This is a genomic window from Sphingobium sp. CECT 9361 (assembly GCF_918741285.1).
Classification (GTDB): Bacteria; Pseudomonadota; Alphaproteobacteria; order Sphingomonadales; family Sphingomonadaceae; genus Sphingobium.
Window position 1 is genome coordinate 217,065 of record NZ_CAKKNC010000005.1, and the last position, 12,391, is coordinate 229,455.

The following is a 12,391-nucleotide window of genomic DNA, read 5'->3' on the forward strand; positions in this document are numbered from 1 at the left end:
TAGGAAACGCATGGGGTCACGTCAAGCGTTTGGCGATTATGCGCGTTAGGACATGCAAGATGCCGTTCCCCTGCGAAAGCAGGGGGCCAGAGGGCAACAAAGCACTGCGCGTGAGACCCTAGACCCCTGCTTTCGCGGGGGAACGGCTTCCTACGAGCGCGTCGCGATTGCCGATTATATCGGCAGGATCGTGACCGGGGTGCCTTTTCCGGCAATGGCGGCGCCTGCGGGGCGGACGATCAGGCAATCGGCGGCGGCGAGGGCGCGGGTGGCGGCGCTGTCCTGCGCGGTGAGGGCGACTGCCCCTTCCTGCGTCATCCGGGCGCGCAGATATTCGTCGCGGGTGCCGGTGGCGCCCAGATCGGTGGCTAGCGGTGCCGTGGTGAGGCGCGGCAAGGGCGTGGGATCGCCGGACAGATGACGGGCGAGCGGGAGCAGGAACAAGGTTGCGGTGACGAAGGCAGATACCGGATTGCCGGGAAGGCCTAGGAAGGTCGCGCTGCCCAGCGTTCCGGCGATCAACGGCTTGCCGGGGCGCATCCGGATCTTCCAGAAGTCGAGCGTACCGCCTGCCGCTGCGAAGGCAGGGCGGACGAGGTCGTGATCGCCCACCGACGCGCCGCCAGTCGATACGATGATATCGGCGTGGCGGCAGGCATCGAAGGCTGACGTCATGGCGGCAAGATCATCGGGAATTATGCCCATATCGTCGACATCGCAGGGGAACGCGGCGAGCATGGCGGCGAGGAGTATGGCGTTGGAGGAGGGCAGCTTGCCCGCCGGAATAGGCGCGCCGGGGGCCACGAGTTCGTTGCCGGTGGACAAGATGGCTATGCGGGGGCGTCTGTGGACGGGGAGAGCGCCGTATCCGCCGAGTGCGGTGAGGCTGAGTTGTGCGGGGCCTAGGCGGGTTCCAGCGGGGAAGAGCAGATCGCCGCTGGCAAAGTCCGATCCGCGCGGACGGATGTGGAGGCCGGGGGGCAGGGGGTCGTCGGTCGCGCGGGTAAGGGTGTCGCCCTCACGTGTTGCATTTTCCTGGATGAGTATGGCGTCCGCGCAGAACGGAACGGCGGCGCCTGTGAAGATGCGCGCGGCTTCGCCTGCGCCGAGCGGTCGGGGGAGCGGGCCGCCTGCGCAGCTTTCCTGCGTGACATGCCAGGGGCCATCGCCCGCCGCGAGCGCATATCCGTCCATCGCGGACAGGTCAGCGAAGGGTTGATCGCGTAGGGACGCTATGTCGGATGCGAGCCAGCGGTTGGTGCAATGGGCGAGGGGCGCGTCCTCGTGGGGTAGCGGACTGGCCAGCGCGAACAGTCGCGCCTGTGCGTCCGCTACGGGGAGCAGGCTCATCGTGCTGCGTGCCAATCGCCCGACTTGCCGCCGGTTTTGGATAGCAGGGCGATGCTGTGGATTGTCATGCCCTTATCGAGCGCCTTTGCCATGTCGTATACGGTAAGCAGGGCGACCGAGACAGCGGTGAGCGCTTCCATTTCCACGCCCGTTTGCGCGGCGGTGCGGGCGGTGGCCTTTGCGGAGACGCCGGTGTCGTCGAGGTCGAAGTCTACCGTCACGGCGCTGAGCGGGAGCGGGTGGCACAGGGGGATGAGATCGGCGGTCTTCTTCGCGGCCATGATCCCGGCGACGCGCGCGACGGCGAGGACATCGCCCTTTTTCACCAGCCCCTGCGCGATGGCCTCGGCAGCTTCGGGGATCATGTCGATACGGCCAGTGGCGACGGCTTCGCGCACGGTGGTCGCCTTGGCCGAGACATCGACCATGCGAGCGGCGCCTTCGGCGTCGAGATGGGTGAGGCCTGTCATGCGCCGAGCAATTCGCGGGTGGCGGCTTCGACATCGGGCTGGCGCATCAGCGCTTCGCCAATGAGGAAGCAGCGGACGCCGCGCTCCGCCATGGCGTCGAGATCGGCGCGTGTCGTGAGGCCGCTTTCGGCGACGAAGGTGCAGCCTTCCGGGGCGCGATCGACCAGTTCGTAGGTGCGGGCGAAATCGACGGAGAAATCGCGCAGGTCGCGATTGTTGACGCCGATGAGCCGTGATTTGAGTTTGAGGGCGCGTTCCAGTTCGGTAGCGTCGTGGACCTCGACCAGTGCGTCCATGCCGAGCGCGAGGGCGGCATCTTCGATATCGGCCATCTGTGCATCGTCGAGCGCGGCGGCGATGATGAGGATCGCGTCGGCACCGATGGCGCGGCTTTCCAGCACTTGCCAGGGATCGACCATGAAGTCTTTCCGCAGGACGGGGAGCGTGCAGGCCGCGCGGGCGGCGATGAGATAATCCTCATGCCCCTGAAAATAGGGCGCGTCTGTCAGGACCGAGAGACAGGCCGCACCGCCCGCTTGATATGCGGCGGCGTGGGAGGCTGGGTCGAAATCGGCGCGGATCAGGCCTTTGGAGGGGCTGGCTTTCTTGACTTCGGCGATGAGGCCGTAGCCGGTGGCGGCCTTGCGGTCGAGCGCCTGACGGAAGCCGCGCGGTGGCGTCTGGTGCAGCGCCCGGTCATGCAGGTCTGCAACGGTGATGGCGCTGCGGCGCGCGGCGACTTCCTCGCGCTTGGTTGCGCAGATTTCGGTGAGTTTGTTGGTCATGTGTACGCTATCCAGCAGTTCAGCAGGGCATTGGCCAGCCCTTTGTCGATGGCTTCGGCAGCTTCTTCGACGCCCGTGGGCAAGTCCGGCACGGCGCCCGCGACCATCAGCGCTGCGGCGGCGTTGAAGAGGACGGCATCGCGATAGGCACCGGGTTCGCCCTGTAACAGTGCGCGCAGGGCAGCGGCGTTGTGGGTGGCATCGCCGCCACGGATGGCGTCTATCGAATGGCTGGGAAGGCCCGCATCGGCAGGCGACCAGCGGCGCATGGAAACGATACCGCTGCCGGTGACATCGGCGATGTCATTGCCGCCCACCACGGAAAGCTCGTCCAGTCCTTCGTCGCCCGAAACCACCATCGCCCGGTCCGCGCCCAGCATCGCGAGCGCTTCGGCATAGATCGGCACATAGGCAGGGCGCGCTATGCCGATAAGTTGGCGACGCACTTTGGCCGGATTGGCGAGCGGACCCATGAGGTTGAAGATGGTGCGGCGGGCCAGAGCCTTACGGATCGGACCAAGGCGTTTGAGGGCAGGATGGTGATTTTGCGCGAACAGGAAGCAGATGCCCAGATCGGCCAGAGAGCGTTCGGCAAGTTCTGCGGCGCGGGTGAGATCGAGGCCGAGGGCTTCGAGCGTATCAGCGGCACCGGATTTGGACGAAGCGGCGCGGTTGCCATGTTTAGCGACTGGCACATCGCAGGCGGCCACGACCAAGGCTACCGCGGTGGACACGTTGAGCGTGTGGTGCCCGTCGCCGCCGGTTCCACACACATCGATGGCATTTGCAGGTGCGGAGATAGGGATCATCCGGTCGCGCATTGCCTCGGCAGCGGCAGCGATCTCAATGGAGGTTTCCCCCCTATCGCTCATGACGATCAGGAAATGGGCGATGTCTTCGTCCGACGAGCCGCCGTCGAGCATGGTTGCGAAAGCCTGCGCGGCGGTAACCGGATCTAGGGGCAGGGACGGATCGGGAAGCGCGGACATGGTTGCTCCCTTAGCCACAGCGCGCGAATCCTGTCGAGCGATAAACCGCTCAATCTCAGGCGCGCTCTTTGACCTTCATGCCTGCAGCCGTCATGAAATTGGCGAGCATTGCGTGGCCATGCTCGGTGGCAATGCTTTCGGGATGGAACTGGACGCTGTGGATGGGCAAGTCGCGATGGCGAAAGCCCATGACCGATCCGTCATCGCTGGTGGCGTTGACGAGCAGGCAGTCGGGAATATCCTCGACGATGAGCGAGTGATAGCGCGTCGCGGTAAAGGGCGAAGGGAGACCAACGAAAAGCCCGGTGCCGTCATGGGTGATCGGCGATGTCTTGCCGTGCATCAGGCCGCCGCGCACCACGCGCCCGCCGAAATATTGTCCGATGGACTGATGGCCCAGACATACGCCCAGCAACGGCTTGCGCGCATCGGCGCAGGCACTCACGATGTCGAGGCTGATCCCGGCTTCATTGGGGGTACAGGGACCCGGCGAGAGCAGGAACGCCTCTGCGCCGGAGGACATGGCCTGTCCGGCAGACATGGCATCATTGCGGACGACTTCCACTTCGGCGCCCAGTTCCATGAGATAATGGACGAGGTTCCAGGTGAAGCTGTCGTAGTTGTCGATGACAAGGATCATGACCGTATTACTGCCCGAAACCAGCGGAGCGTGCAATCGCGACCGCTTCGCGCGCTGCGGCAAGAAGTGCCCCACTCTTGGCTTCGCATTCGCGCTGTTCATATTCGGGCACGCTGTCTGCGACGATGCCTGCCCCTGCCTGAACGTGCATCACGCCGTCTTTGAGGACTGCGGTGCGCAGGACGATGCAGCTATCCATATTGCCGTCCGGGCTGAAGTAGCCGACGCCGCCAGCATAAGCGCCGCGCGTTTCCGGTTCCAGTTCGGCGATGATCTCGCACGCGCGCACCTTTGGCGCGCCGCTGACGGTACCTGCGGGGAAGCCCGCGAACAGCGCGTCGAGGGCGTCTTTGCCCGATGCAAGCTGACCCACGACGTTGGAGACGACGTGCATGACGTGGCTGTAAAATTCCACGCCATAGCTGTCGGTCACGGTGACCGTGCCTGCGCTGGCAACGCGGCCGACATCGTTGCGACCAAGGTCCAGCAGCATCAGATGCTCGGCGCGTTCCTTGGGATCGGCGAGCAGGCTGTCGCGATTGGCTGCGTCCTCGGTTGCCGTTTTGCCGCGCGGTCGGGTGCCGGCGATGGGGCGAATAGTGACTTCGCCGTCACGTGCGCGGACGAGGATTTCCGGGCTGGACCCGATCAGCGCAAAGCCGGGGAGATCGAGATAATAGAGGAAGGGCGACGGATTGATCCGGCGCAGCGCGCGATAAAGCGCGATCGGCGGGAGTGTAAATGGGCTGGTGAAGCGTTGGGCCAGCACGACCTGAAAGATATCGCCCGCGACGATATAGTCCTTTGCCGCGTTCACCATTTCGCCATAGCGGCCATCGGGCAGGATCGGTGTGACGACGACGTCAGGCAGCTCGATAGATGGCGCGGCGTCGGGTATTGGCCCGGCGAGACGCGCCGCTGCAGCATCGATGCGATCATGCGCGGCGCCTATGGCTTTGTCCGGTTCGGTGAAGCTGCCCTTCCAGACAGGCGCAACGAGAAAAAGCGCATCGGCCAATCGGTCGAAGATCAGAATGACGGTCGGACGGACGAACAGCATGTCCGGCACGTCGATAGGATTGGCCGAAGGGCGAGGCAGCTTTTCGACCAGCCCGATGGTTTCATAGCCGAAATAGCCGACGAGACAGGCCAGCGCCGAAGGCAGCGCGGGGTCCATATCTGCCTTGCATTCTTCAACCAGGGCACGAAGCGCGGCAAGTGCGCCATGGTCGGTCGGCACGAACGCATCGCGATCGGTCTGCCAATTCCGGTTGATTTCCGCTTTGTCACCGACAGCGCGGAACACAAGGTCGGGCGCGAGGCCGATAAGACTGTAGCGCCCACGCACCGCGCCGCCCTCGACGGACTCCAGCAGGAAGTCGCCGCGATCCGGCTCGAACAGTTTCAGCGCAGCGGAAATCGGCGTGTCGGTATCGGCAATCTGGCGACGCCAGATGAGTGCCGACCGGCCCTCCGCCAGCGCTTGCCGTGCCGAAGCGTTCCCTTCCAGCTCCGTCGTCATAGGATCAGGGGGTCACACCGTTGGCGGCGCGCAAAGCCTGCTTCACGGTTGCGAGCGCAGCGGCATCGCGCTTCACACCAAGTTGCTTTTCCATCGCGCGTTCAAACTGATCGGCATATTCGCTGCCCGCGACCTGCGAAAGCTGCCCGCGGACATTCTCGACCAATGCAGGTTGCTTGGCTGCGTCGGCGCGCTGAATGGCGTCAAGCTGGACGATGAAGGTGCCTTGATCGTTCGGAATGGCCAATGTCTTGACGCTTTTGGGTGCCATGGCAAAGAGCAGCGCGATTTCCTCGGGCGGGCGTTCCTGACCGCGCATCAGATCGGCGCGGCGACCGGCAACCTTTTGTGGCGCAGGAAGGGGAGCGCCGACAGACTTGATCGCATCGTCGAGCGACATGCCCTTGGCAATCTTCGTCCGTAATTCCTCGGCAACGGCCTTGGCTTTGATCGCACCCTGATTGAGCTGATACTGCCTGGCAACGATGTCCCGGACCTTCGCCAGCGGGGGCGGAGCAGCGGGGATGATTTCGCTCACATCCAGCAGGGCATAGCGCTGATTGGGAATGATCGGCACAAGCTGGCCGTCGTCGTCTGCCGTCATGTCGAAACCGGGCTTCAAAAGCGCCTGCAGATCGGCGCTTGGTTTGAAAATGCTATCCTGCACAGCCTGACCGGTGGAGATAACCGCTGGCGAGGTTTCGATGGCAAGGCCGTTGTCCTTTGCAACTTCATCGAATGTTGCGCCTTCGGCTACCTGATCTTCAATCCTGCCAGTGAAATCGCTTATGAGCTGGGCCGTCTTCTGCCCCTTAAGTGTTGCGATCAATTCCGGGCGAACCTGTGCCAGCGTACGTTCTGCTACCGTGTCGATTGCGGTGACACGCAACACTTGCCAGCCCAGCCCGGTACGAATGGGGCCGACGACGCCATCCTTAGGTGCAGCAAAGGCGGCTTGCACAACGGCATCGTTGCCGTCCTTCGCCAGCATCGCCTTGGTCTGCTTGGTCAGCGTGGCGACAGCCAGTCCGGCTGCGCGCGCGGCGTCCGCCATTGACTTACCGGCCTTCACATCGGCGGCAATCGTCTTCGCGGCTGCTTCGGTCGGCAAAACGAGGCGGTCGAAATTGCGTGTCTGAGTGGCGGCGTAGCTTACTTTGTTCTGATTATAGGCCGCAGCAATTTCCGCATCGGTAGGATTGGCGGCACCGGCGAAGCGGGCGGCGTCGATCACCGCATAACGCAACTTGCGCTGTTCCGGGATCGAATAGCGATCCGCGTTCTTCGTGTAGAAGTTCTGTAACTGCGCATCGGTGGGTGCGGTTTTTGGCGCGAACGCCGCCGCCGGGATCGCGGCGATGCGGCCAGCGCGTGCTTCCAGAAGCAGCGACGCATAGGGAAGCACGAGGCTGTCGCCCAATCGCACGCCAAGGCTGGCAGGACCGACAAGCTGCTTGCCGATCAGGTCGCGAGACATGTCATCGCGCAACGCCTGCTCGCTGATCCCTTCACGTGCCAGAAGCTGACGGAACAAATCCTGGCTGAATTTGCCCGACGCATCCTGAAAAGCAGGAATGCCGGCGATCTGGCCATCGACCATACGCTTCGACACGCTCATGCCCTGATCGTCGGCATAGGCGCTGACGGTCAGGCCTGCCACCATCTGGTCATAGATTTGCTCGACGGCTCCCTTGGCGATGAACTCGCCAATCTGCAGCCCGGGGTTTTGCTTGCGCTCCTGCTCGAACGCCCGCTGCACACGCGACTGTAGCTCCGTGACGGAAAGCTTCTCTCCACCGACTTTCGCCGCTGTGCCACCGCCTCCGCCAAGATTGCCGAGACCGCCGGTGTTGGTGATATCGCCAGCCGCAAAAGCAAAAGCAATGACGCCCAAAAATGCCAGCGCAATGAATGCGCCGACTTTGGAACCGAGAAAACGACGAAAAAAACTGAGCATAAGGGTCCGGAACTGAGGGCCAAAGACAAGTCGACCGCCGCTTTAGGGTCGAATCCGGCTGCTGTCGAGTGCGGGCGACGAGATCGGGCGGCGGGGGTGGACAATATGGCATGAGCCGCTATCGCTGCGCCGCAACATCCCATTTCGTGCAGGAGATCAGGGGTAATGACAAGACGTAAGCTGGTTGTCGGCAACTGGAAAATGAACGGACTGCGCGCGCATCTGCCGCAGGTGGCAGCGATTGGCGCGGAAGCCAGCGCTCATGGCGCAGTCGAAGTAGGCCTGTGTGTGCCCGCGACGCTGATCGGCATGGCGAACGAAGCGCGAGGCGGTGCCTTCATCGGCGGGCAGGATTGCCACGTCAAGGCTACGGGCGCGCATACCGGATGCCTGTCCGCCGAAATGCTCAGGGAAGCAGGAGCGACTTGGGTGATCGTCGGCCACAGCGAACGCCGCGCCGACCAAGGCGAAACGGATGCCGATGTGGCTGGGAAAGCGTTGGCTGGCCATGCGCAGGGACTGAAGGTGATCCTGTGCGTCGGCGAAAGCCTCGAAATACGCGACAGTGGGGAGGCCGTTCCCTTTGTGCTGGCGCAACTGGAAGCTTCCCTACCGGAAGGGGCAGCAGCACAGTGGCTGTCAATTGCCTATGAGCCAGTGTGGTGCATTGGTACGGGCCGCATTCCGACCATGGAGCAGATCGCCGAAATGCACAGCGCCATTCGCGGCGCTCTGGTCAAGCGGATCGGGGAAGACGGCAACGCGATGCGCATCCTGTATGGCGGGTCGGTCAATGCCGCCAACGCCGCCGAAGTCTTTGCCGTGGCAGATGTCGACGGCGGTCTGGTGGGCGGCGCAAGCCTGAAAGTCGACAGCTTCGGACCGATCATCGAAGCTGCGGCAGCGTAACGATACGCCAGCGCGAGGTTGAACCGAAAGGACAACCTCGCTATGTGCGCGGCAACAGATATTATCCGGACAGCATAGTCGCATGATTTTCACGTTTCTTCTCGTCGTTCAGGCGATCATCGCAGCCGCCTTGGTCACCGTTATCCTGATGCAGCAGTCGGAAGGCGGCGGCTTGGGCGTTGGCGGCAGTCCTTCGGGGCTGATGTCGGCGCGCGGTGCGGCAAACTTTCTGACGCGTGCGACGACGATTCTTGCGACCATGTTTGTCAGCCTCAGCGTCGTTCTGGCGGTTATCGCATCGGTTCAGCATGCGCCGAGCAGCATTGATACGTCGCTGGCCAAGACGGCTCCGGCAGCCCCTGCAAACAACGCCGCGCCGCTGGCGGGTGGCGATCCGCTTGCCGGGGCGGCGCAGTCCGTCGGCAATAGCGCAGCGCCCGCAACCAACGAGAGCGTTCCGCTCGCCAACTAACCTTCGCGTTTCGACGTAAAACTTCTTCGCTCGAAACTATTTTTGCGAGCGTGCGGATTCGCGCGCTTGCCCAACACGTTCGTAAAAGGCTAAGCCTCTCATCCCATGGCGCGGTATATATTCATAACCGGCGGCGTGGTCTCCTCGCTTGGCAAGGGCCTTATGGCCGCCAGTCTTGCAGCATTGCTGCAGGCACGAGGATATCGCGTGCGAATCCGGAAGTTCGATCCTTATCTCAACGTCGATCCCGGCACGATGTCGCCGTATCAGCATGGCGAAGTTTATGTGACCGACGACGGGGCGGAGACCGATCTCGACCTCGGTCATTATGAGCGCTTTACCGGCGTCCCCAGTCGGCAGTCGGACAATGTGACGCAGGGTCGCGTCTATCAGACGATCATTACCAAGGAACGGCGCGGCGATTATCTGGGCGCGACGGTGCAAGTCATTCCGCACGTCACCGATGAGATCAAGGCGTTCGCGACGGCTGACACCGATGGCATCGATTTCGTGCTGTGCGAGATCGGCGGCACGGTGGGCGATATCGAAAGCCTTCCGTTCATGGAGGCGATCCGCCAGTTGCACAACGACCTCGGCCGTTTGCAGTCGATCTTCGTCCATGTGACGCTGGTGCCGTACATTGCGGCAGCGGGTGAACTGAAGACAAAGCCCACCCAGCACAGCGTGCGCGAACTGACGTCGCTGGGCATACAGCCGCACATCCTGCTGTGCCGGTGCGAGCAACCCTTGCCTGACAGCGAACGCGCGAAGATCGCGCTGTTCTGCAACGTACGCAAGGAAGCGGTGATTCCCGCGCTCGACGCGCCGAGCATCTATTCGGTGCCGACGCAATATCATGCCGAGGGACTGGATGACGAAGTGCTGCGTGCCTTCGGTATCGAGGGGGCCAAGGAGCCGGTGCTCGATCGCTGGATCGACATCATGGACCGTCATGCCAATCCCGAAGGCGAAGTGACTATCGGCGTTGTCGGCAAATATGTCGGCCTGCCTGACGCCTACAAGTCGCTCCATGAGGCGCTGGTGCATGGCGGCCTGCATAACCGGGTGAAGGTGCATATCCGCTGGATCGATGCGGAATTGTTCGAGAAGGACGATGACAGCATCACTGCTGCGCTTGAACCGCTGCACGGCATTCTGGTGCCCGGTGGCTTCGGTGTGCGCGGAAGCGAAGGCAAGATCGCGAGCGTCCGTTTTGCGCGTGAGCGGAACGTGCCGTTCTTCGGCATTTGTCTGGGTATGCAGATGGCCTGCATCGAAGGGGCGCGGAACACGGCGGGCATTGCCGATGCGTCCACGACCGAATTTGGTGAAACGAGCGAGCCGGTCGTCGGCCTGATTACCGAATGGATGGGATCGGCAGGCCTGCAGAAGCGGCAGGAAGGCGGCGATCTGGGCGGCACCATGCGGCTCGGCGCGTATCCGGCCAAGCTGAGCGGCAACAGCGTCGTCGCTGGCATTTATGAGACCGATGAAATCAGTGAGCGGCATCGTCACCGATATGAGGTGAACGCAGGCTATCGCGAACCGCTGGAAAAGGGCGGCCTCATCTTCTCGGGCATGTCCCCGGATGGCACTTTGCCCGAAATCGTCGAGCGGCCCGATCATCCCTGGTTCGTCGGAGTGCAGTTCCACCCGGAATTGAAATCCAAGCCTTTCGATCCGCATCCGCTATTTGCCAGCTTCATCGGTGCAGCGCTGAAGCAAAGCCGCCTCGTCTAAGAGGGGCTTGGATTCGCGCGCGCCTCGCCGCATAACGGCGGCGAGGGGGCCTCATGGACATTACAGCACTTTACGCAAAGCTGCCGGAACATAGCTTGCTTCGGTCATTGGGGCCGGACGATCTGGCTTATCTGCTGACCGATGCGCGCGAGCATAAGGCGAAAAAAGGCGCGGTCCTTCTGCAGCAGGGCGATCCGGGGGATTTCCTGCTGATCCTCATGGAGGGGCGCGCGCGCGTGACGGTCTATTCCGCCAATGGGCGGGAAATCGTGCTGGAATATGTCGAGGCTGGCACAGTGCTGGGCGAAATCGCGCTGATCGACGGCGGCTTGCGCACAGCCAGCGTCATCGCCCTTGGTCCTGTTCGCTACCTGACCTTGCCGCGCGCGGTGTTCGAGCGCGTGATTGCCGCCAATCACCGCATTGCGCTCCGCCTGATGCGGGAGCTGGCGATGCGGTTGCGGCTCGCCAATGAGACCATCGAAACGGACCGGGCCTATGGGGCCGCACCGCGTCTCGCGCGGTTCCTCCTTCGATTGCTCAAGAACAGCGAAACCGGCGTCATCAGCCTTAGCCAGACCGAATTGGCGATGTTTGCCGGCATCAGCCGTGAGAATATCAACCGGCAACTCGCGCTGTGGGCACAGGGCGGTATCGTCGAACTGGAGCACGGCAAGATCCGCGTGATGGATGTCGATTCGCTGGAGGAAATAGCCGACGCGATTGAATGAGCGGTGCGCCGCACGCTTGACAGCCCCGCAGCACAATGCCAATGCGCGGCTCCCTTCGGGGGCGCGTAGCTCAGTGGTAGAGCACACCCTTCACACGGGTGGGGTCGCAAGTTCAATCCTTGCCGCGCCCACCATTTGCAAATCCGGAAGCTTCCAGACGCTTCCGCATTTTTCCAAAATACCAAAAAGTGTAGACGTGGCTGCTTCGCGTCCGCATGCGCCCGGGGGTCTTGAACATCCAGACGAATTCGCTGTGGGCATTCTGTCGCGGAGTATAGGAAAGGCGAAATCTGAAGCGGTCTCGCCTTCATGGTCGGTTTGGCGGCTAAGTTAAGCTAATCCCTGATGTAGTTTATGCCCCCCCCCCATGACCTGATTGCCTGTTCCGACGGTAGGCCTCGACCGGGGTTCTCCCGGCCAGGCCCGAGTGCCGACGCTGCGTGTTGTAATAGGTGATCCACCGGCCAAGGCCGACCCGCAGTTCCGAGCCGGTTTCGAAGGCATGGAGGTACACACACTCGTACTTCAGGGATCGCCAGATGGGTTCAATACAGACATTGTCCATCCATCGGCCCCGGCTTTCCATGCTGATACCAATATCGGCGTCAAGCAGCACGCTGGTGAAGGCTTGCGACGTACATTGGCTGCCCTGATCGGCATTGAAGATCTCTGGCTTGCCGAAGCGGGCCAGTGCCCCCTCCAGCGCCGCGACACAGAATCCAGCGTCCATCGTATTCGACAGCTCCCAGGCCAGCACCATGCACATTGCCATCTTCACTTGCGGCAATTGCTGAGAAACTGGAGGCCAGATTCCAGATATGCGTGA

Annotated in this window: 11 protein-coding genes, 1 tRNA gene and 1 pseudogene; 5 read left to right on the forward strand and 8 right to left on the reverse strand. The window is 62.6% G+C overall.

Features of this window, described 5'->3' with window-relative positions; all coding sequences use genetic code 11:
- Positions 1–174 precede the first annotated feature (174 nt).
- Genes LQ220_RS10290 through LQ220_RS10320 form a run of 7 tightly spaced genes read right to left on the reverse strand, consistent with a single transcriptional unit; the run spans position 175 to position 7,713 of the window.
- Complete coding sequence (locus LQ220_RS10290; protein ID WP_230188184.1) at positions 175–1,350, reverse strand: molybdopterin molybdotransferase MoeA; 1,176 nt, start codon at positions 1,348–1,350, stop codon at positions 175–177.
- A complete protein-coding gene (gene moaC, locus LQ220_RS10295) occupies positions 1,347–1,820 on the reverse strand; it encodes a cyclic pyranopterin monophosphate synthase MoaC (protein ID WP_230188185.1) in 474 nt (157 codons plus the stop codon). Before moaC ends, LQ220_RS10290 begins: the two co-directional genes overlap by 4 nt.
- Positions 1,817–2,605, reverse strand: a complete 789-nt coding sequence (gene trpC, locus LQ220_RS10300) for an indole-3-glycerol phosphate synthase TrpC (RefSeq protein WP_230188186.1) — start codon at positions 2,603–2,605, stop codon at positions 1,817–1,819. Before trpC ends, moaC begins: the two co-directional genes overlap by 4 nt.
- Positions 2,602–3,594 carry an anthranilate phosphoribosyltransferase gene (gene trpD, locus LQ220_RS10305; protein WP_230188187.1) on the reverse strand — a complete coding sequence of 331 codons (993 nt, stop codon included), beginning with the start codon at positions 3,592–3,594 and terminating at the stop codon, positions 2,602–2,604. The genes trpC and trpD overlap by 4 nt, the downstream gene beginning before the upstream one ends.
- A 55-nt stretch (positions 3,595–3,649) precedes the next feature.
- Positions 3,650–4,234 carry an aminodeoxychorismate/anthranilate synthase component II gene (locus LQ220_RS10310; RefSeq protein WP_230188188.1) on the reverse strand — a complete coding sequence of 195 codons (585 nt, stop codon included), beginning with the start codon at positions 4,232–4,234 and terminating at the stop codon, positions 3,650–3,652.
- A gap of 7 nt (positions 4,235–4,241) precedes the next feature.
- Entirely contained in the window at positions 4,242–5,756 is a 1,515-nt protein-coding gene (gene trpE, locus LQ220_RS10315; RefSeq protein ID WP_230188189.1) for an anthranilate synthase component I, read from the reverse strand.
- A 4-nt stretch (positions 5,757–5,760) separates the two neighbouring features.
- Positions 5,761–7,713, reverse strand: a complete 1,953-nt coding sequence (locus LQ220_RS10320) for a peptidylprolyl isomerase (protein WP_230188190.1) — start codon at positions 7,711–7,713, stop codon at positions 5,761–5,763.
- Positions 7,714–7,878: 165 nt separating this feature from the next.
- On the opposite strand from LQ220_RS10320, the gene tpiA reads away from it, so the two are divergent.
- The 5 genes from tpiA to LQ220_RS10345 all read left to right on the forward strand — a co-directional run bounded on the left by tpiA (position 7,879) and on the right by LQ220_RS10345 (position 11,699).
- Positions 7,879–8,622: a triose-phosphate isomerase gene (tpiA, locus tag LQ220_RS10325; RefSeq protein ID WP_230188191.1), complete on the forward strand. Its 744-nt coding sequence runs from the start codon at positions 7,879–7,881 to the stop codon at positions 8,620–8,622.
- Positions 8,623–8,707: 85 nt separating this feature from the next.
- On the forward strand, positions 8,708–9,094 hold the full coding sequence (secG, locus tag LQ220_RS10330) for a preprotein translocase subunit SecG (protein WP_230188233.1): 387 nt from the start codon (positions 8,708–8,710) through the stop codon (positions 9,092–9,094).
- A 105-nt stretch (positions 9,095–9,199) separates the two neighbouring features.
- Positions 9,200–10,834: a CTP synthase gene (locus LQ220_RS10335; RefSeq protein WP_230188192.1), complete on the forward strand. Its 1,635-nt coding sequence runs from the start codon at positions 9,200–9,202 to the stop codon at positions 10,832–10,834.
- A 53-nt stretch (positions 10,835–10,887) separates the two neighbouring features.
- Positions 10,888–11,565, forward strand: a complete 678-nt coding sequence (locus LQ220_RS10340; protein ID WP_230188193.1) for a Crp/Fnr family transcriptional regulator — start codon at positions 10,888–10,890, stop codon at positions 11,563–11,565.
- A 59-nt stretch (positions 11,566–11,624) separates the two neighbouring features.
- A tRNA-Val gene (locus LQ220_RS10345) sits at positions 11,625–11,699 on the forward strand.
- Positions 11,700–11,917: 218 nt separating this feature from the next.
- Here the strand turns inward: LQ220_RS10345 and LQ220_RS10350 are convergent.
- Positions 11,918–12,322: pseudogene (locus LQ220_RS10350) on the reverse strand (integrase core domain-containing protein); the annotation flags it as partial.
- Positions 12,323–12,391: the final 69 nt, after the last annotated feature.

Excerpts from the sequence above, each read along its gene's own strand:
- LQ220_RS10290 (WP_230188184.1), bottom strand. The coding sequence starts at position 1,350 with ATGAGCCTGCTCCCCGTAGCGGACGCACAGGCGCGACTGTTCGCGCTG.
- moaC (WP_230188185.1), bottom strand. The coding sequence starts at position 1,820 with ATGACAGGCCTCACCCATCTCGACGCCGAAGGCGCCGCTCGCATGGTC.
- trpC (WP_230188186.1), bottom strand. The coding sequence starts at position 2,605 with ATGACCAACAAACTCACCGAAATCTGCGCAACCAAGCGCGAGGAAGTC.
- trpD (WP_230188187.1), bottom strand. The coding sequence starts at position 3,594 with ATGTCCGCGCTTCCCGATCCGTCCCTGCCCCTAGATCCGGTTACCGCC.
- LQ220_RS10310 (WP_230188188.1), bottom strand. The coding sequence starts at position 4,234 with ATGATCCTTGTCATCGACAACTACGACAGCTTCACCTGGAACCTCGTC.
- trpE (WP_230188189.1), bottom strand. The coding sequence starts at position 5,756 with ATGACGACGGAGCTGGAAGGGAACGCTTCGGCACGGCAAGCGCTGGCG.
- LQ220_RS10320 (WP_230188190.1), bottom strand. The coding sequence starts at position 7,713 with ATGCTCAGTTTTTTTCGTCGTTTTCTCGGTTCCAAAGTCGGCGCATTC.
- tpiA (WP_230188191.1), top strand. The coding sequence starts at position 7,879 with ATGACAAGACGTAAGCTGGTTGTCGGCAACTGGAAAATGAACGGACTG.
- LQ220_RS10335 (WP_230188192.1), top strand. The coding sequence starts at position 9,200 with ATGGCGCGGTATATATTCATAACCGGCGGCGTGGTCTCCTCGCTTGGC.
- LQ220_RS10340 (WP_230188193.1), top strand. The coding sequence starts at position 10,888 with ATGGACATTACAGCACTTTACGCAAAGCTGCCGGAACATAGCTTGCTT.